Origin of the sequence: Aeromonas simiae, from assembly GCF_000820125.1 — a bacterium.
GTDB classification, from domain to species: Bacteria; Pseudomonadota; Gammaproteobacteria; order Enterobacterales; family Aeromonadaceae; genus Aeromonas; species Aeromonas simiae.
Window position 1 is genome coordinate 54,847 of record NZ_CDBY01000030.1, and the last position, 16,882, is coordinate 71,728.

Consider the following 16,882-nt stretch of genomic DNA (forward strand, 5'->3'; position numbering starts at 1 on the left):
AGTATCGAGGGGCGCCCGATTCGCTTATATTGGCAGAGTTTTTTATAATCCCGCCCCTCATATATCTCTTCGGAGCCTCATTAACCATGTCTGATGTCAGTGCCAAGGTGCCCGTCATGTCCCGTTTTTGCCGCAGTGCCAGCCAGGTGCTGGAGATTGAGCAGCAGGCCATCGCCGGGTTACACCAGTACCTGAACGAGGCGTTCGATCGCGCCTGCGAGATGATCCTGCATTGCGGCGGCAAGATAGTCGTGACCGGAATGGGCAAGTCGGGGCACGTCGGCAGCAAGATTGCGGCCACCCTGGCCAGCACCGGAACGCCTGCCTTCTTCTTGCACCCGGGTGAGGCGAGTCATGGGGATCTTGGCATGATCTCCGAGGGGGATCTCATCATCGCCATCTCTAACTCGGGCGAGAGCGACGAGATCCTGGCGCTGTTGCCGGTGCTCAAACGCCGCGGCATCCCCCTCATCAGCATGACCGGCAAGCCGGAGTCGACCATGGCACGCGAGGCCAACGTGCACCTGTGCATCCGGGTCGAGCGCGAGGCCTGTCCGCTCGGACTGGCGCCGACCTCCAGCACCACCGCCACCCTGGTAATGGGGGATGCCCTGGCCGTCGCCCTGCTCGAAGCGCGCGGCTTTACTGCCGATGACTTCGCGCTCTCCCACCCCGGCGGCGCGTTGGGTAAGCGTCTGCTGCTGCGAGTCAGTGATATCATGCATGCTGGCGACGCGCTGCCTCTGGTCAGCCATGAGGCCAGCATCAGCGAGGCGCTGCTGGAAGTGAGTCGCAAGGGGCTCGGTATGACCGGGATCGTCGCGGCCGACGGGACTCTGGCCGGCATCTTCACCGACGGAGATTTGCGCCGCATTCTGGATCTGCAGGTGGATATCCATCACACCTCCATCAGCCAGGTCATGACGGCAAACGGCATTACCGTGGGGCCGGAGATGATGGCCGCCGAGGCGGTCAAACTGATGGAAACAAGAAAGATTAATGGCTTGCTGGTCGTTGATGCCCAGCGCCGCCCACTGGGTGCCTTCAACATGCATGACCTGCTGCGGGCGAGGGTGATCTGATGGCTGAGGTAATGACCCCTTATGGCAGTGTATCGGCCGAGCTGTTCGAACGGGCGGCTCGCATTCGGCTGCTGATCTGCGATGTGGATGGCGTGCTCTCCAACGGCTTCATCTACATGGGCAACAACGGGGAAGAGTTCAAGACCTTCTGTACCCGTGATGGTGCTGGCATGAAGGCACTGATGCGCGCCGGCATCGAAATTGGCATCATCACCGGGCGCTCTTCGCGTATTGTGAGCGATCGGATGACCAGCCTGGGGGTTCGTCATCTGGTGCAGGGGGCAGATGAGAAGCTGCCTCACTTCGAGCGGCTGCTGGGCGAGTTGGGGCTCTCGGCCGACGAGGCGGCCTATATCGGGGACGACACCATCGATCTACCGGTCATGCAGGCCTGCGGGCTTGGCATTGCCGTCGCCGATGCCCACCCGCTGGTGCGCAGTCAGGCCACCATGGTGACCCGTATCCAAGGAGGCTTTGGCGCTGTGCGTGAAGTCTGTGATCTTATCCTGCAGGCCAAGGGGCTGCTGGATGCTGGCCAGGAGACATCGACATGAATCGCCAGACCCTGATGTTTGCCGTCCTGTTTATTGTGGCATTAGCCTGTTGGCGGGTGCTCGACCGTAAACCCGATGAGCTGGCTGGTCCCAAGAAGGAGCATTTCCAACCCGATTTTGTCGTACACGATGTGGTGACACGTCAATATGACAAGCAGGGGCGGCTGACCGAGCGTTTGACTTCCCGTTACGCTGAGTATTTCCGGGCCATTGAGATGGCCAACTTGCAGCAACCCGAGCTGACCCTTTACAACGAAAGCGGTGTTCCCGAGTGGCGAGTGAAAGCCAAGGAAGGGGTATGGAATGCCAATGACAGCGCCGTGCTGCGTAATGAAGTGCATGCCGATGGTCTGCTGCCGGACAGTTTTGTCAAAACCTTGGATACCGAATACATGGAGTTGGATCTGACCAACCAGGACGTGCGCAGCAACAAGCAGGTTCTGGTGGTTGGCCCCTCCTTCCAGACTCAGGGGGTCGGCCTGCGCGGCAACCTGAATACCCGTTACTTTGAATTACTGGAACAGAGTCATGCGATCTATTTCAATGAAAAACGCTAACCTGGCCCTGGCTGCCCTGCTCTGCTGTGGCGCTTTGCAGGCCAAGCAGTCCGACTTCTCCGAGCCGGTCTATGTGGATGCGGTGACTCAGACCGCCGAGTTGCAGGATAACCGCCTCACCTTCAATCAGGATGTGACCATCAATCAGGGCACCATCAAGATCAAAGCCGATAAGGTGGTGGTGGTGCGCAGTGGTGAGAAAGGCTCTGAGGTGATGACCGCCTACGGCAAGCCCGCCACCTTCTTTCAGATCCTCGATAACGGTAAGCCGGTCAACGCCCATGGCGACACCATCCGCTACGAGCTTAAGAAGCGCCTGGTGACCATCACAGGAAATGGCCAGCTCAAGCAGGAAGACAGCCAGATCAACGGTGATGTGATACGGTACGACATCGTCAAACAGAAGATGGTGGCAGAGAGCAATCAGCATAATTCCAGGGTCAAGACGGTCTTCCTGCCGGATCAGGTGGAAAGCTTCGACAAGCCAACCGACGGCAAGAAGGAGTAATCACAGATGGCGGTATTGAAAGCAGTTGGCCTGCAAAAGAGCTACAAGGGGCGTCAGGTTGTCAGCGAAGTGAGCCTCGAAGTGGGAACCGGCCAGATCGTCGGGTTGCTTGGCCCGAACGGCGCCGGTAAGACCACCTCTTTTTACATGATAGTGGGGCTGGTACAGCGGGATGAAGGCTGCATCACCATTGATGAGCGCGACATCAGCACCCAACCCATGCACGAACGAGCACGTAACGGCATCGGTTATCTGCCGCAGGAAGCCTCCATCTTTCGCCGTCTGTCGGTGTTTGACAATCTGATGGGGGTGATGGAAACCCGTAAGGAGTTGACCCGTGCGCAGCGGGAGGAGAATGTTGAGCAACTGCTTGAGGAGTTCAACATCACCCATATCCGCGATAGCCTGGGTCAGAGCCTCTCCGGTGGTGAGCGTCGCCGGGTGGAGATCGCCCGTGCGCTGGCGGCCGATCCTCGTTTCATTCTGCTTGATGAGCCCTTTGCCGGCGTGGATCCGATTTCTGTGATTGATATCAAGAAGATCATCCAGCACCTCAAGGATCGCGGCTTGGGTGTCTTGATCACCGACCACAATGTCAGAGAGACTCTGGATGTGTGTGAGAAGGCCTATATCGTCAGTCACGGCAAGATGATAGCGGAGGGAACACCGGGTGAGATCCTGGCGGATGAGCAGGTCAAGCGGGTCTATCTGGGTGATCAATTCAGTCTATAGTAAGGGGGAAGCCCCGGGCCCGAGCGCTGAACAATAAGGATATTCCAACATAGATGAAGCCGACACTGCAGTTGCGTCTGGGTCAGCAGTTGACCATGACGCCACAACTACAACAAGCAATTCGTCTGCTCCAGCTCTCCACCCTGGAACTTCAGCAGGAAATCCAGCAAGCCCTTGAGAGTAACCCCTTGCTGGAGCAGGAAGAAGTCGAACCTGATGTCACCTCCCTCGACAGTGCCTCTGATAACAGCCAGATGGACTCTTCAGAGGCCATGTCACAGGAACAAATGCCCGATGAGTTGCCGGTCGATACGACGTGGGATGAGATCTACTCGGCCGGAACGGCGCAGCTCGCCGCCCCCAGTTTCGATGGTGAAGATTCCGTCTACCAGGGAGAAACCACCGAAAGCTTGCAGGATTATCTGCTGTGGCAGATGCGATTAACCCCGTTTTCTGATGTGGATGCCGCCATTGCGCTGGCAATTATCGACGCAGTGGATGAGTCCGGCTACCTGACCGTCTCCCTTGAGGATATTCATACGGCAGTCAGCTCGGATGAGTACGATGTGGAGATGGACGAGGTGGAAGCGGTGCTCAAGCGAGTACAGCGTTTTGACCCGGTTGGGGTGGCCGCCCGTTCTGTGCAAGAGTGCTTGTTGATCCAGCTGGGTCAGTTTGCCCCTGACCTGCCCTGGCTCAAAGAAGCCATCGAGGTGGTCACCCATCATATGGATCTGCTGGGTGCCAGGGACTACCGGACGCTGGCCCGCAAGACCCGCCTCAAGGAGAGCGATCTCAAGGAGGTGCTGGATCTGATCCAGCAGCTGGAGCCTCGCCCTGGTAACAGCGTGGTGCAGGGGGATTCCCAGTACGTGATCCCAGATGTGTCCGTAGTGAAGAAGGGGAGCAAATGGGTGGTCGAGCTTAATCCGGACAGCGCCCCGCGCATCCGGGTCAACGAGACCTATGCGGCCATGGCGCGAAGTGCCCGCAACAGCTCCGATACCCAGTTCATTCGCTCTCACCTGCAAGAAGCTCGCTGGTTTATCAAGAGCCTGGAGAGCCGCAACGATACTCTGCTCAAAGTGGCAAGTTGTATCGTGGAACAGCAACAAGGTTTTTTTGAGTACGGTGAAGAGGCGATGAAGCCCATGGTACTCAACGATATTGCCGAGGCGGTCGAGATGCATGAGTCGACCATCTCGCGGGTGACGACCCAAAAATATATGCATACCCCACGCGGTATTTTCGAGCTCAAGTATTTCTTCTCGAGCCACGTCAACACCGAAGGGGGAGGAGAGTGTTCATCGACCGCCATCAGGGCTTTGATCAAGAAGCTGGTGACGGCCGAAAACCCTGCTAAGCCGCTCAGTGACAGCAAGATCACCGATCTGTTAGCGGAGCAGGGGATCATGGTGGCAAGACGGACCATCGCCAAATATCGCGAGTCCCTCATGATCCCACCATCTAATCAGCGCAAGCGCCTGGTGTAGGCACAACATAAGGAAGACGTTATGCAAATCAACCTGACTGGACACCATGTAGAGATCACTGAAGCATTGCGTGATTATGTCACCGGCAAGTTTGCCCGGCTGGAGCGCCATTTCGACCATATCAATAACGTCCATGTGGTTCTTAACGTTGAAAAACTCAAGCAGATTGCCGAAGCCAAGCTGCACGTCAACGGGGGCGAGGTTTTCGCTAATTCCGAACATGCCGATATGTATGCAGCCATCGATACCTTGATCGATAAGCTGGATCGGCAGATCATCAAACACAAAGACAAGCTACAGCAAAAATAACATGCAACTGGAACACATATTGAGCAGGGACTGTACCAAGAGTGCAGTCCCTTGTAGTAGTAAGAAGCGCGCTCTGGAACTCATCAGCGAGCTGGCCGCCGATCACCTCGGCACCTCCCGACAGGCTCTTTTTGAGTGCCTGCTGGCCCGTGAAAAGATGGGAAGTACCGGCATCGGTGCCGGTATCGCAATCCCGCACGGCCGTATTGATGACGAGTTCCCGCCGACCGCCGTGTTGATGACCTTCGCAGAGCCCATTCCCTTTGACTCGGTTGACAACCAGCCTGTCGATCTCCTGTTTGCCCTGCTGGTACCCGAGAGCGAGTGCAAGCAGCACCTGAAGACCCTTTCCTTGATGGCCTCCCGGCTTGGTGATAAGGCGATTTGCCGCCAGTTGCGCCAAGCGGGCAGTGATGAAGAACTCTACCAGATCATGATTTCGGCCTGATCCCTGGTTGGTCGCCGTTTCACCACCTGCATTCTGAGGAGGAAAGTATGCAACTCATCGTCGTCAGTGGGCGTTCCGGCTCTGGCAAGACCGTGGCTCTGCGGGTGCTGGAGGATCTTGGCTACTACTGTGTCGACAACTTGCCCGTCAATCTGTTGCCACAGTTGATAGTGGCAGTGCAGGGGCAATACGACCGGCTCGCCGTCAGTATCGATGTGCGCAATTTGCCTGCTACCACAGACAAGCTGGAGAACCTGTTGCAACAGGTGCGTGGCGATGGGCGGGTAGAGTACATCAGCTTCTTCTTTGATGCCGAAAACACCACTTTGCTCAAGCGCTATGGCGAGAGTCGCCGTCTGCACCCCCTGTCGCGTGATCACCTCTCACTGGATGAAGCGATCCGCAAGGAGACCCACCTGCTGGCTCCGCTCTCCTCGACCGCAGATCTGCGCATTGATACGACCAGCCTCAGCATTCACGACTTGAGCGAGCTCATCAAGACCCGGGTGCTCGGCAAGAAAGAGAATGAGCTAGTACTGGTGTTCGAGTCGTTTGGTTTCAAATACGGGATCCCGAAGGATGCTGACTTCGTCTTTGATGCCCGTTTTTTGCCGAACCCGCACTGGATCCCCGAGCTCAAGCCTTACACGGGCAAGGATGAGCCGGTTGCCCGTTACCTCGCCAGCCAACCCGACGTGATGCAGTTCACCTTGCAGATCGAGAACATGCTGGCGACCTGGCTCCCTCATCTGGAGCGTAATAATCGCAGCTATCTGACGGTCGGGATCGGTTGTACCGGCGGTCAGCATCGTTCGGTGTTCATCGCCGAGCAGCTAGCCTCCTCTTTCCGTGCTCTGGGCAAGAATGTGCAGATCCGCCACCGCACCCTCGACAAGAGCAAGGAGGGGGCATGACGCTGCACGCCTCGGTCGAGGTCAGAAACAAGCTGGGAATGCATGCCAGGCCTGCGATCATGCTCTTTGAGCTGGTGCAGAAGTTTGACGCCCAGGTGCTGCTGCGCAATGAGGCCGGTGTCGAGGCGGAAGCTAACAGCATCATCGCCATGTTGATGCTGGAGTCGGCGCAGGGGGGCAATATCGAGGTGCTGGTTGAAGGCCCGGAGGCGGAGCCGGCGTTGGAGGCGGTCATCGCACTGTTTGCCAGCGGATTTGATGAAGAGTAAGACTCGCTCCGAGGTGACAACGTCAGGCCGGCATTATGCCGGCCTGACTTTTTGGTTTCACTTCTGGGGGTAGCGCAGGTCTTCTTCTATGACGACGGGCAGATCCAGGCTCTTGCCGTCACGGACTATGGTGAAGGTCAGTTTGCTGCCGGGGCGGGTTTCGACAATCCGATCCATGGCATTGCGGATCCCCTTGATCGCCTCGCCGTTGATCTTGAGCAGCACATCCCCACGCAGCATCCCGGCCTTGGTGGCCGGGCCATTGGGGTCTAGGTTTTCGACCACCAGACCACTCAGGTCACCGAGATTCATCATGCGGGCAATGATGGGGTTGATCTCGATACTGGATATGCCGAGGTAACCACGGATGACCCGACCGTGGGTGATCAGCTCGTCCATGATGCGCTTGGCCAGTTTATAGGGAATGGCGAAGCTGATGCCGTAGCTCTCCTGATTGCCGTTGATGTGGTAGGCGGCGGTGTTGATGCCGACCAGATCGCCACGGGCATTGACCAGCGCCCCCCCCGAGTTGCCCTCATTGATGGCGGCGTCGGTTTGCAGCAGATCTTGGCGCCCGTTGCTCTCCGGCCCCATGCTGGATAGGCCGATCCGCCCCGTCGCACTGATGATACCCTGAGTGATGGTCTGCCCCACGTTGTAGGGGTTGCCGATGGCGAGCACGATATCGCCCACCTCGGGTTGATTCTCCGGATTTTGTGGGATCACAGGCAGGCTGTCTGCCTCGATGTAGAGGACGGCCAGGTCGGTCAGCTTGTCAGTACCGACCAGCTCGGCGGTGAAGATACGCCCATCCTGCAAGGCGACGATGATCTGGTCGGCCTCGGCAATCACGTGGTAGTTAGTGAGGATGTGGCCCCGCTCGCTCATGATGACGCCGGAGCCTAGCCCCTGAGGGGTCAGCTCTGACTGGTTATTGCGCGAGGTGAAGCTGCGGGTATAGATATTGACGACGGCAGGGCCGGCGCGATGCGCAGCATAGGAGAAACTCATGTCCCGAGTTGAGCTGATAGACATGGGGGCGCCGCCACGCAGAGCGGGAAAAAACAGCAGCAGGATGGCTGCCATGGCTAGGCCAAAGCCAATAGCCTTACTCAAGTAACTGAGAGTAGGGGGGATTTTCATCTGCGTCTCATCCGAACCGTCGCCGGCTGAGGATAGCATTATCTATGCTTAAAAATAAGCCGCGGGTATCTCCCGCGGCTTGATTTCAACAGCATACCGATCAGCGGATGACCAGATAGAGAGAGGCATCGCCGCGCTGGATGTTGAGTGCCAGCACATCGCTCTTCGGTTTGAGTACCTTACCGAGTTCGCTCAGGTTGTTCACTCGTACCCGGTTGACACCGATAATGATGTCTCCCTTCTGCAAGCCGGATGCGGCAGCGGCGGAGCGCGGATTGATATCGCTCACCTCGACACCGGTGACCGGTTCGCTGACGTTGCTCAGTTTGGCGCCATCCAGTGCCGGGTGCAGCACATCGGCACGTACGTCGCTGTCATCAGCCTGTTTCAGGGTGACGGCGGCAACTTGCTCCTTGCCATCGCGGATCAAGCCGAGTTTGACCTGTTTGCCGGCCCCCATGGTGGCGATCTTGGCGCGCAATTCACCGAACGAGCGGATCTCCTTACCATCGATGCTGACGATGATGTCACCGGCCTTAATCCCGGCTTTCTCGGCGGCAGAGCCCGGCATCACCTGATTGACGAAGGCACCGTACTGTTTGTCATAGCCGAAGGTCTTGGCGATATCGGAGGTCAGTTCGGTCCCCTGGATCCCCAGTTGGCCACGGCGGACTTCGCCGAATTTGACGATCTGATCGGTCAGGTCGCGCACCATGTTGGAGGGGATAGCGAAGCCGATGCCGATGTTGCCACCATTTGGCCCCAGAATGGCGGTGTTGATGCCGATCAGCTCCCCCTTGAGGTTGATGAGGGCACCACCCGAGTTGCCGGAGTTGATGGCGGCATCGGTCTGGATAAAGTTCTCGAAGTTCTCGATATTCAGGCCGCTGCGCCCGAGCGCCGAGACGATACCCGAGGTCACTGTCTGGCCAAGACCAAACGGGTTGCCGATAGCGAGGGCGTAGTCACCGACCCGCAGCTTGTCGGAGTCGGCCATCTGGATCTGTACCAAGTTGTCGGCCTTGATCTGCAGCAGGGCGATATCGGACTGCTTGTCCTCACCAATCTTCTTGGCGGTGAACTCGCGCCCGTCCTTCAGGCTGACTTTGATCTCGTCGGCTTCGTGCACCACGTGGGCGTTGGTGATCACATAGCCCTTCTTGGTGTCGATGATGACGCCGGAGCCGAGGGCCTGGAAGGGTTGCTCCTGTACCTGTTCGCTCGGCATGTCGGGGCCGAAGAAGAAGCGGAAGGGCTCGGGCAGGCGTTGGCGGGTGATCTTCTTGCCGGAAACGGAGATGTTGACCACCGCCGGGGTGACCTGCTCGATCATCGGCGCCAAGCTGGGCATTTCACTGCTGGCGCTGTCACTTCCGCCAAACAGAGAAGGCAGGGCGGCTTGAGCGGGGGCAGCGGAGAGGGCCATTCCAACGCTTAAGGCCACCACGCTGAGCAAAGAGAGAGATTTACGCATAAAGAGACTGCTCCCGTTAGGAAAAACAATGCTGTACGACAATGTCAGACCACGGCCGAGGGCAATTAGTTCATTTACCCCTGGCCGGATTGCTTGAGAAGGCCAGATGAACCGGCGTAGTCGCGCGGAGGGAAGTCAGGTTCCTTGACCGGGTCGGCGCCAGCCTCTTCGGGCAGAGCCTTGAACGGATTCTCGCTATCCTTGGCCAGCGACTTGCTTTGCTCGGCCATGTGACGGTACAGGGTTTGGTACTGCTCGGCCATCTGTTCCATCAAGGCGGCGCTGTCGGCAAAGTGAGTGCTGATCTGACCCTGATACTGCTCCAGTTCTTGGCGGGCCTTCTTCAGATCCTGCTCCAAACGACCGGCATCGCGACTCTTCACGCTGAGGCGTCCCAGTACGATACCCAGAACCAGGGCTACAACGGCCAAACCAATAGCACTTATCAGACTCATAGACGCTCCTTTTTACGACCAATTCAAACGGGAGACCACGGCTTTGGGACCATACTCCCTCTCGGGCACTATACCGTGCCACTCGGGGGCGTGGTACCATTTTGTCCCGGATTCAGGGACTTGGAAGCAGATAGGAAATGACTCCGCAACAGAAGTACCAACAGGGGCTACAGGCTTCCGGTTTTGTGGCCGACCCGGCTCAAGCGGCCGCCGTGGTTGAACTGGAACGACTCTATCAGGATTTACGCCGGAGACCGACTCCGACCAGCTCGCGACCTTGGTGGCAGCGGCTACGCAGAGCGGCGCCGGTCGAGGGGGTGAAGGGGCTCTACATGTGGGGAGGAGTCGGGCGAGGCAAAACCTGGCTGATGGATCTCTTCTTCGATTGCCTGCCTGAAGAGCGCAAGCTGCGCATGCACTTCCACCGTTTTATGTTGCGCATCCATGCCGAGTTGAAGGGGTTGTCCGGGGTGGCTGACCCGCTGCAGAACGTCGCCGATACCTTGGCTCAGGAAGCGGACATCATCTGTTTCGATGAGTTTTTTGTCTCTGACATCACCGACGCCATGCTGCTTGGTACCCTGTTCCAAGCCCTGTTTGCGCGAGGAGTGGTATTGGTGGCCACCTCGAACATCCCGCCCGCCGATCTTTATCGCAATGGTCTGCAACGGGCCCGTTTCCTGCCCGCCATTGAGCTTATCGAGCGGCATTGCCATGTCCTCAATGTGGATGGTGGCACCGACTATCGGTTGCGTACCCTGGAGCAGGCTGAGATCTATCACTCCCCCCTCGATGAGCAGGCCGTGCAGAATCTGACACTCTGCTTTCGCCAACTGAGCGGTGCTGAGCCGATGGCCGGTGTGCTCGCGGTGCAGGGGCGTGAAGTCAGGATTGAGGGTGCCCACGATGGGGTGCTTTGGATCGATTTTGAGCAGATGTGCTGCACCCCTCGCTCCCAGAGTGACTATATCGAGCTCTCCCGCTGCTACCACACCGTGTTGCTGGCCAAGGTGCAACCCATGGGGGCGGGGATGGATGATGCTGCACGCCGCTTCATCGCCATGGTCGATGAGTTCTACGAGCGTCACGTCAAACTGATCATTTCGGCTGCGGTTCCGATGAGCCAGCTTTACGGTCATGGGCTGCTCAATTTCGAGTTTGCACGCTGCCTGTCCCGGTTGCGGGAGATGCAATCGCACGAATACCTTGCCAGAGTGCACCTTCCTTAGTCACAATACCGCGCCTGCCAGTTGGATGGGCATCTGCGGCAGGTAGGGCCGGGCGAGATTCATCAATGTCATGGGCAGTGAAATTGATGGGTGATATTTAAGGCAACTTCACTTATAATCGCCCGGCCCACGTTACAAGCAGTCGATAAGACTGCACTCTTTAAGGTCTTACTTGTATTCGAAGGGGTACAGGTAGGCTATCGTTTGTTGTTTGTGGGCGAGCCCCCGCAAGCAATTGGGTCTGTAACAGGTAATTGGGTTTAACTTAATGAAAACTTTCGTTGCCAAGCCAGAAACCGTAAAACGTGACTGGTACGTTGTTGACGCAGAAGGCAAGACTCTGGGTCGTATCGCCACTGAGATCGCTGCCCGTCTGCGCGGTAAGCACAAAGCCGAGTACACTCCGCACGTTGACACCGGTGATTACATCATCGTTATCAATGCTGAGAAGGTACGTGTAACCGGTAATAAGACTACCGACAAGATGTATCATGCTCACTCCGGTTTCCCGGGTGGTATCAAGTCGATCAGCTTTGACAAGCTGATTCAGCGTAAGCCGGAAATGGTAATCGAAGCTGCTGTCAAAGGCATGCTGCCGAAGGGCCCGCTGGGCCGTGCCATGTTCCGTAAGCTGAAAGTTTACGCTGGCGCCGAGCACAACCACGCTGCTCAGCAACCTCAAGTACTGGATATCTAATCGGGAACTGGCAACATGGCAGAAAATCAATACTACGGTACCGGCCGTCGCAAAAGCTCCACTGCTCGCGTATTCCTCAAGGCAGGCAGCGGTAAGATCGTAATCAACCAGCGCTCTCTGGAGCAGTACTTCGGCCGTCCGACCGCCCGCATGGTCGTTCGTCAGCCGCTGGAACTGGTTGAGATGACCGAAAAGCTGGATCTGTACATCACCGTTAACGGTGGTGGCATCTCCGGTCAAGCTGGCGCGATCCGCCACGGTATCACTCGTGCTCTGATGCAGTATGACGAGACTCTGCGCTCTGAACTGCGTAAAGCTGGCTTTGTTACTCGCGATGCCCGTAAGGTTGAGCGTAAGAAGGTCGGTCTGCACAAAGCTCGTAAGCGTCCGCAATACTCCAAGCGTTAATTCGCTTTGGTATGCGAACCCTTATTGGGTTTCAAAAAGCCTGGCGCAAGCCAGGCTTTTTTTATGTGTGAAGGCATGTGGGTGGAAAATCCAACCCTATGTCACAAAAGGCACAAAATCCCTTCTCTATCGCTTTCGTGTCAGTTAACCATTCTTGTCAGCTTGTTATCTTTTCCTTAATATTTCCTCGATTTTTCTGTGACAATTATAACCCGTGCTCCTGTTACTATGGTCACTGAGAGTCGGATGCAGGGAAACGATAAGAATGAGCGGAGTCCACATGGGAGAGGTTCTGGATGAGCAATGCGCCTGTTGATCACGGCCGCCGTAGATTTCTGACCTGGTCAACCATTGCGGTTGGTGGGGTTGGGGCGGCATTCACTGCTGTGCCCTTCATCAAGTCATGGAATCCGAGCGCCAAGGCCAAGGCGGCGGGGGCTCCGGTGGAGGTCGACATCAGCAAGCTTGAGCCGGGTCAGCTCATCCGGGTGGAGTGGCGTGGTAAACCGGTTTGGGTGGTCAACCGCTCTAAAATGACGCTGGATTCATTGCCCGCCCATGATGGCAAACTGAGAGATCCCCAATCGGATGAGCCGCAGCAACCTGAGTATGCCAAGAACGAATATCGCTCCATCAAGCCAGAAATTTTTGTCGCGGTAGGGTTGTGTACCCATCTCGGTTGTTCGCCCAACTACCTGCCAGATAGCTTTGCTGAGCAGGTGGAAGGGGTGACATCCGGCTTCTTCTGCCCCTGTCATGGTTCCAAGTTTGATATGGCGGGCCGCGTTTTTCAGGGGGTGCCAGCCCCGCTCAATCTGGTGATCCCACCCTATCAATACCTTAGTGATACCACCATTTTGGTGGGTGCCGACGGCAAGGAGGCCTGATCATGTTCGGTAAACTGATGGGCTGGATCGATGCCCGCTTTCCGCTGACCGCCATGTATAACGATCACATGGCCAAGTACCCGGCGCCCAAGAACCTCAACTTCTGGTACTTCTTTGGCTCTCTGGCCATGCTGGTGCTGGTTAACCAGCTACTGACCGGTATCTGGCTGACGATGAGCTACAACCCCTCAGCCGAAGGGGCGTTTGCCTCGGTCGAATACATCATGCGCGATGTCGATTACGGCTGGTTGCTGCGTTACATGCACTCCACCGGTGCGTCGGCCTTTTTTGTCGTGGTGTATCTGCACATGTTCCGTGGCCTTATCTATGGCTCCTATCAGAAGCCCCGTGAGCTGCTGTGGATCTTCGGCATGTTGCTCTTTCTGGTGCTGATGGCGGAGGCCTTCATGGGCTATCTGCTGCCGTGGGGTCAGATGTCGTTCTGGGGGGCCCAGGTGATCATCTCCCTGTTCGGCGCCATCCCTGTTATCGGTGATGACCTGACCCTGTGGATCCGTGGTGACTACGTGATCTCGGGGGCGACCCTCAACCGCTTCTTTGCCCTGCACGTTATCGCCTTGCCGCTGGTCCTGGTGCTGTTGGTGGCGATGCACATCCTGGCACTGCATGAGGTGGGCTCCAACAACCCGGACGGCATCGACATCAAGAAGCACAAGGATGAGAACGGCTGGCCGCTCGACGCCGTGGCCTTCCATCCCTACTTCACCGTGAAGGACATGATCGGCGTGGCCGGTTTTCTGTTCTTTTTCTGCCTCATCATCTTCTTCAAGCCAGACATGTTCGGTTACTTCCTCGAAAAGCCCAACTTCGAGGTGGCCAACGGCCTGAAGACCCCGGCACACATCGCTCCCGTGTGGTACTTCACTCCCTTCTACGCGATTTTGCGGGCGGTGCCGGACAAGCTGCTCGGGGTCATCATGATGGGCCTTTCCATCGGGGTTCTGTTCGTTCTACCCTGGCTGGATCGCTGCAAGGTGCGCTCGGTGCGCTATCGCAGCACGCTGCACAAGCTGAACATCGCCCAGTTTGTCGTCTGCTTTATCATTCTCGGCATTCTTGGGGTGCTGCCCTCCACGCCGACCCTGACTCTGCTCGCCCAGATTTGCACGCTGGGATACTTCGGTTTCTTCGTACTGTTGTTTTTCTACAGCAAGAACGAGCGCACCAAGCCGCTGCCGGAAAGGGTGACTTTCAAATGAAAAAAATGATCATCGCACTCTTCACCCTGCTTCCCGCATTCGCCATGGCGGCCGGAGGTGAGGGGCTTAAGCTGGACAAGGCTCACTACGATCTGGCCGATAAGGTGTCACTGCAACGTGGTGCCACGACCTTCATGAACTACTGCTTTGGTTGCCATAGTACCCAGTACCAGCGTTACAACCGGGTGGCACAGGATCTCAGCATCCCTGAGGATCTGATGCGGGAGAACCTCATCTTCACCGGTGCCAAGAGTGGCGAGCTGATGAAAAATGCGGTCGCCGAGAAAGAGGCCGCCAAGTGGTTCGGGGCGCCGCCGCCCGATCTGACGCTGGTGGCACGGGTGCGTGGCGCTGACTGGATTTATACCTATCTGCGCTCCTTCTATGTCGATCCCTCCCGTCCTTTCGGTGTGAATAACCTGGTGTTCCCTGCGGTAGGCATGCCCCATGTGCTGGAGCCATTGCAAGGTACTCCGCGCCTGCATTACGCCACTGAGGTGGTGAATGGCGAAGAGGTGAAGGTGCCGCACAGCATTGTTTCTGACGGCAATGGTGAATTGAGCACCGAAGAATATGACCAGACAGTGCTTGATCTGGTAAACTTCCTAGTCTATTCGGGTGAGCCGGTACAGCTCGAACGTGAACGTATGGGCTTCTGGGTACTGGGTTTCATCGTGATTTTCTTCATCTTCACCGTGCTGTTGAAGAAGGAGTACTGGCGCGACGTTCACTAAGCGACCAGAAAAGGGTAAAATAGTGTACGGCAATGAAGCCTGTCGCTTCATTGCCGTTTGTGCTTTTTAATGACTGGAGGGGTCAATGGCTGTAGCTGCCAATAAGCGTTCTGTGATGACGCTGTTTTCCGGTGCCAACGATATGTTCAGCCATCAGGTGCGTATCGTGCTGGCGGAGAAGGGTGTCAGCGTGGATATTTGCCAGGTTGATATGGACAATCTGCCAGACGAGCTGGCCGAACTGAACCCGTACAACACTGTACCCACCCTGGTGGATCGCGAACTGGCTCTCTATACCTCGCGCATCATCATGGAATATCTCGACGAGCGCTTTCCCCATCCGCCTCTGATGCCGGTTTACCCGGTGGCCCGTGGTAACAGCCGTCTGATGATGCATCGCATCGAGCTGGACTGGTATACCCTGGCTGACAAGATCATGGCTGGCGTGGATGTCGAGGCATCCCGCAACGAGCTGCGTGACAACTTGCTGGCGATTGCTCCGATTTTCAATGAAATGCCCTATTTCATGAGTGAGGAGTTTGGCCTGGTGGATTGCTACATGGGCCCACTGCTGTGGCGTCTGCCGAGCCTCGGTATCGATCTGGCTGGACGTGGCGCCAAGGAGCTGAAAGCCTACATGGTTCGCCTGTTCGAACGTGAATCCTTCCAGGCTTCCCTGACTGAAACCGAGCGTGAGATTCGTCTCGGGGCATGAGCATGGAGATCAATATGACGCCCAGCCGCCCTTATCTGTTGCGGGCGTTTTATGACTGGTTGCTCGATAACGATTTGACTCCGCATCTGCTGGTCAACGTTAATCTTCCCCATGTGGCTGTGCCGCTGCAATTTGCCCAGGATGGGCAGATCGTGCTGAACATAGCGCCGCGTGCGGTGGCGGGTTTTCAGATGGACAACGATGCCGTCAGCTTTAGTGCCCGTTTCGGCGGAGTCTCACAGCAGGTCTATGTGCCGATGGCCGCTGTGGTTGCCATTCATGCCAGGGAGAATGGCGTGGGAACGCTCTTTCCCCCCGAGCCTGCCTATGAAGCCTGGCTGGCATCTGCGGATGAGTCGTCGCAACCAGATCCCGAGCCGCCACGCCCAAGTGGTCGGCCGAGCCTCAAAGTGGTCAAATGATGAAATAAAAAACGCAGCCCGTCGGCTGCGTTTTTTTCATGCGTTACAGCAAGTTACTGCTGAACGTATTCAAAGGCCTTGATGACTTGCTTCACGCCGCTGACGTGGCGAGCTATCTCGACGGCGCGGTCACCTTCGGCCCGGGTTACCAGGCCAATCAGGAATACTTCACCGTTTTCGGTCACCACCTTGACCTTGCCGCTGTCAAAATTCTTGGCGCCCAGCATGTCGGTGCGCACCTTGGAGGTGATCCAGGTGTCGTTACTGCGAACGCTGAGATCAACCGGCTGGCGGATGCGCAGCTCGTTGTAGACATGGCGAACGCCTGTCACCCGGCTGACGATGCGTCCGGCCTCGACCTTGTAGGCTTCACTGGGCGTCTGGCCGATCAGCAAGACCCGGCCGTTATTGCTATAAACGCTGATCTTGCTGGCTGCCGAGAGTTGCTTGTTGTCGGCCAACAGGTTGGCAGACTTGAGTTCGATGGTCTGGTCATCCCATTGAGCGCCCACGGTGCGGCGATCGCCGGCGACCTTGGCTGTGGTGGCGGCACCACCGGCAAACACGGCTGCACAACCTTGCAGCAGCAGGGAGCCGGCCAGCAGACCGATAAGAAGAGGAGTCTTCTGCAT

General features: G+C 57.0%; 22 protein-coding genes. 18 read left to right on the forward strand and 4 right to left on the reverse strand.

Annotated elements, in window-relative coordinates:
- The first annotated feature begins 86 nt into the window (after positions 1-86).
- From BN1134_RS04310 to npr, 10 genes are read left to right on the forward strand one after another with little or no spacing between them, the layout of a single operon-like run.
- On the forward strand, positions 87-1,082 hold the full coding sequence (locus BN1134_RS04310) for a KpsF/GutQ family sugar-phosphate isomerase (RefSeq protein ID WP_042045425.1): 996 nt from the start codon (positions 87-89) through the stop codon (positions 1,080-1,082).
- A complete protein-coding gene (gene kdsC, locus BN1134_RS04315) occupies positions 1,082-1,636 on the forward strand; it encodes a 3-deoxy-manno-octulosonate-8-phosphatase KdsC (RefSeq protein ID WP_042045426.1) in 555 nt (184 codons plus the stop codon). Before BN1134_RS04310 ends, kdsC begins: the two co-directional genes overlap by 1 nt.
- Positions 1,633-2,193: an LPS export ABC transporter periplasmic protein LptC gene (lptC, locus tag BN1134_RS04320; RefSeq protein ID WP_042045428.1), complete on the forward strand. Its 561-nt coding sequence runs from the start codon at positions 1,633-1,635 to the stop codon at positions 2,191-2,193. Before kdsC ends, lptC begins: the two co-directional genes overlap by 4 nt.
- Positions 2,180-2,701, forward strand: coding sequence for a lipopolysaccharide transport periplasmic protein LptA (gene lptA, locus BN1134_RS04325; RefSeq protein ID WP_042045429.1), 522 nt, complete (start codon positions 2,180-2,182; stop codon positions 2,699-2,701). The genes lptC and lptA overlap by 14 nt, the downstream gene beginning before the upstream one ends.
- A gap of 6 nt (positions 2,702-2,707) precedes the next feature.
- Positions 2,708-3,433, forward strand: a complete 726-nt coding sequence (gene lptB / locus BN1134_RS04330) for an LPS export ABC transporter ATP-binding protein (protein ID WP_042045430.1) — start codon at positions 2,708-2,710, stop codon at positions 3,431-3,433.
- A gap of 53 nt (positions 3,434-3,486) precedes the next feature.
- Entirely contained in the window at positions 3,487-4,926 is a 1,440-nt protein-coding gene (locus BN1134_RS04335; RefSeq protein ID WP_042045431.1) for an RNA polymerase factor sigma-54, read from the forward strand.
- 21 nt (positions 4,927-4,947) lie between these two features.
- Positions 4,948-5,235, forward strand: a complete 288-nt coding sequence (gene hpf / locus BN1134_RS04340) for a ribosome hibernation promoting factor (protein WP_042045432.1) — start codon at positions 4,948-4,950, stop codon at positions 5,233-5,235.
- Between the two features lies 1 nt (position 5,236).
- The gene (gene ptsN, locus BN1134_RS04345; RefSeq protein ID WP_042045433.1) at positions 5,237-5,683 is read left to right on the forward strand and encodes a PTS IIA-like nitrogen regulatory protein PtsN; all 447 of its coding nucleotides are present in this window, start codon (positions 5,237-5,239) and stop codon (positions 5,681-5,683) included.
- Positions 5,684-5,730: 47 nt separating this feature from the next.
- Positions 5,731-6,597, forward strand: coding sequence for an RNase adapter RapZ (gene rapZ / locus BN1134_RS04350; protein WP_042045434.1), 867 nt, complete (start codon positions 5,731-5,733; stop codon positions 6,595-6,597).
- Positions 6,594-6,866: a PTS phosphocarrier protein NPr gene (gene npr, locus BN1134_RS04355; RefSeq protein ID WP_042045435.1), complete on the forward strand. Its 273-nt coding sequence runs from the start codon at positions 6,594-6,596 to the stop codon at positions 6,864-6,866. Before rapZ ends, npr begins: the two co-directional genes overlap by 4 nt.
- A 57-nt stretch (positions 6,867-6,923) precedes the next feature.
- On the opposite strand, the gene degS is transcribed toward npr, so the two are convergent.
- The 3 genes from degS to BN1134_RS04370 all read right to left on the reverse strand — a co-directional run bounded on the left by degS (position 6,924) and on the right by BN1134_RS04370 (position 9,938).
- On the reverse strand, positions 6,924-8,009 hold the full coding sequence (gene degS, locus BN1134_RS04360; protein ID WP_042045436.1) for an outer membrane-stress sensor serine endopeptidase DegS: 1,086 nt from the start codon (positions 8,007-8,009) through the stop codon (positions 6,924-6,926).
- Positions 8,010-8,109: 100 nt separating this feature from the next.
- Positions 8,110-9,483 carry a Do family serine endopeptidase gene (locus tag BN1134_RS04365; RefSeq protein ID WP_042045437.1) on the reverse strand — a complete coding sequence of 458 codons (1,374 nt, stop codon included), beginning with the start codon at positions 9,481-9,483 and terminating at the stop codon, positions 8,110-8,112.
- A gap of 74 nt (positions 9,484-9,557) precedes the next feature.
- A complete protein-coding gene (locus tag BN1134_RS04370) occupies positions 9,558-9,938 on the reverse strand; it encodes a Z-ring associated ZapG family protein (protein WP_042045438.1) in 381 nt (126 codons plus the stop codon).
- Between the two features lie 137 nt (positions 9,939-10,075).
- Here BN1134_RS04370 and zapE point away from each other — a divergent pair, with 137 nt between their 5' ends.
- The 8 genes from zapE (at position 10,076) to BN1134_RS04410 (ending at position 16,250) form a co-directional block, all read left to right on the forward strand.
- Positions 10,076-11,167 carry a cell division protein ZapE gene (zapE, locus tag BN1134_RS04375; protein WP_042045439.1) on the forward strand — a complete coding sequence of 364 codons (1,092 nt, stop codon included), beginning with the start codon at positions 10,076-10,078 and terminating at the stop codon, positions 11,165-11,167.
- Positions 11,168-11,435: 268 nt separating this feature from the next.
- On the forward strand, positions 11,436-11,864 hold the full coding sequence (rplM, locus tag BN1134_RS04380) for a 50S ribosomal protein L13 (protein ID WP_042045440.1): 429 nt from the start codon (positions 11,436-11,438) through the stop codon (positions 11,862-11,864).
- Positions 11,865-11,879: 15 nt separating this feature from the next.
- Complete coding sequence (gene rpsI, locus BN1134_RS04385) at positions 11,880-12,272, forward strand: 30S ribosomal protein S9 (RefSeq protein ID WP_042045441.1); 393 nt, start codon at positions 11,880-11,882, stop codon at positions 12,270-12,272.
- 296 nt (positions 12,273-12,568) lie between these two features.
- Complete coding sequence (petA, locus tag BN1134_RS04390) at positions 12,569-13,159, forward strand: ubiquinol-cytochrome c reductase iron-sulfur subunit (RefSeq protein WP_042045442.1); 591 nt, start codon at positions 12,569-12,571, stop codon at positions 13,157-13,159.
- 2 nt (positions 13,160-13,161) lie between these two features.
- A complete protein-coding gene (locus BN1134_RS04395) occupies positions 13,162-14,379 on the forward strand; it encodes a cytochrome b (protein WP_042045443.1) in 1,218 nt (405 codons plus the stop codon).
- Positions 14,376-15,113, forward strand: a complete 738-nt coding sequence (locus tag BN1134_RS04400; RefSeq protein WP_042045444.1) for a cytochrome c1 — start codon at positions 14,376-14,378, stop codon at positions 15,111-15,113. Before BN1134_RS04395 ends, BN1134_RS04400 begins: the two co-directional genes overlap by 4 nt.
- 85 nt (positions 15,114-15,198) lie before the next feature.
- Positions 15,199-15,828 (forward strand): stringent starvation protein SspA, encoded by a 630-nt coding sequence (sspA, locus tag BN1134_RS04405; RefSeq protein WP_042045445.1) that lies wholly within the window; start codon positions 15,199-15,201, stop codon positions 15,826-15,828.
- Positions 15,825-16,250 carry a ClpXP protease specificity-enhancing factor gene (locus BN1134_RS04410; protein WP_198133137.1) on the forward strand — a complete coding sequence of 142 codons (426 nt, stop codon included), beginning with the start codon at positions 15,825-15,827 and terminating at the stop codon, positions 16,248-16,250. The genes sspA and BN1134_RS04410 overlap by 4 nt, the downstream gene beginning before the upstream one ends.
- A 53-nt stretch (positions 16,251-16,303) precedes the next feature.
- Here the strand turns inward: BN1134_RS04410 and dolP are convergent, their stop codons facing one another.
- Positions 16,304-16,882, reverse strand: a complete 579-nt coding sequence (gene dolP / locus BN1134_RS04415; protein ID WP_042045447.1) for a division/outer membrane stress-associated lipid-binding lipoprotein — start codon at positions 16,880-16,882, stop codon at positions 16,304-16,306.

Bases quoted from the DNA above. Each gene is read 5' to 3' on its own strand.
- BN1134_RS04310 (WP_042045425.1), top strand. From the start codon at position 87: ATGTCTGATGTCAGTGCCAAGGTGCCCGTCATGTCCCGTTTTTGCCGC.
- kdsC (WP_042045426.1), top strand. From the start codon at position 1,082: ATGGCTGAGGTAATGACCCCTTATGGCAGTGTATCGGCCGAGCTGTTC.
- lptC (WP_042045428.1), top strand. From the start codon at position 1,633: ATGAATCGCCAGACCCTGATGTTTGCCGTCCTGTTTATTGTGGCATTA.
- lptA (WP_042045429.1), top strand. From the start codon at position 2,180: ATGAAAAACGCTAACCTGGCCCTGGCTGCCCTGCTCTGCTGTGGCGCT.
- lptB (WP_042045430.1), top strand. From the start codon at position 2,708: ATGGCGGTATTGAAAGCAGTTGGCCTGCAAAAGAGCTACAAGGGGCGT.
- BN1134_RS04335 (WP_042045431.1), top strand. From the start codon at position 3,487: ATGAAGCCGACACTGCAGTTGCGTCTGGGTCAGCAGTTGACCATGACG.
- hpf (WP_042045432.1), top strand. From the start codon at position 4,948: ATGCAAATCAACCTGACTGGACACCATGTAGAGATCACTGAAGCATTG.
- ptsN (WP_042045433.1), top strand. From the start codon at position 5,237: ATGCAACTGGAACACATATTGAGCAGGGACTGTACCAAGAGTGCAGTC.
- rapZ (WP_042045434.1), top strand. From the start codon at position 5,731: ATGCAACTCATCGTCGTCAGTGGGCGTTCCGGCTCTGGCAAGACCGTG.
- npr (WP_042045435.1), top strand. From the start codon at position 6,594: ATGACGCTGCACGCCTCGGTCGAGGTCAGAAACAAGCTGGGAATGCAT.
- degS (WP_042045436.1), bottom strand. From the start codon at position 8,009: ATGAAAATCCCCCCTACTCTCAGTTACTTGAGTAAGGCTATTGGCTTT.
- BN1134_RS04365 (WP_042045437.1), bottom strand. From the start codon at position 9,483: ATGCGTAAATCTCTCTCTTTGCTCAGCGTGGTGGCCTTAAGCGTTGGA.
- BN1134_RS04370 (WP_042045438.1), bottom strand. From the start codon at position 9,938: ATGAGTCTGATAAGTGCTATTGGTTTGGCCGTTGTAGCCCTGGTTCTG.
- zapE (WP_042045439.1), top strand. From the start codon at position 10,076: ATGACTCCGCAACAGAAGTACCAACAGGGGCTACAGGCTTCCGGTTTT.
- rplM (WP_042045440.1), top strand. From the start codon at position 11,436: ATGAAAACTTTCGTTGCCAAGCCAGAAACCGTAAAACGTGACTGGTAC.
- rpsI (WP_042045441.1), top strand. From the start codon at position 11,880: ATGGCAGAAAATCAATACTACGGTACCGGCCGTCGCAAAAGCTCCACT.
- petA (WP_042045442.1), top strand. From the start codon at position 12,569: ATGAGCAATGCGCCTGTTGATCACGGCCGCCGTAGATTTCTGACCTGG.
- BN1134_RS04395 (WP_042045443.1), top strand. From the start codon at position 13,162: ATGTTCGGTAAACTGATGGGCTGGATCGATGCCCGCTTTCCGCTGACC.
- BN1134_RS04400 (WP_042045444.1), top strand. From the start codon at position 14,376: ATGAAAAAAATGATCATCGCACTCTTCACCCTGCTTCCCGCATTCGCC.
- sspA (WP_042045445.1), top strand. From the start codon at position 15,199: ATGGCTGTAGCTGCCAATAAGCGTTCTGTGATGACGCTGTTTTCCGGT.
- BN1134_RS04410 (WP_198133137.1), top strand. From the start codon at position 15,825: ATGAGCATGGAGATCAATATGACGCCCAGCCGCCCTTATCTGTTGCGG.
- dolP (WP_042045447.1), bottom strand. From the start codon at position 16,882: ATGCAGAAGACTCCTCTTCTTATCGGTCTGCTGGCCGGCTCCCTGCTG.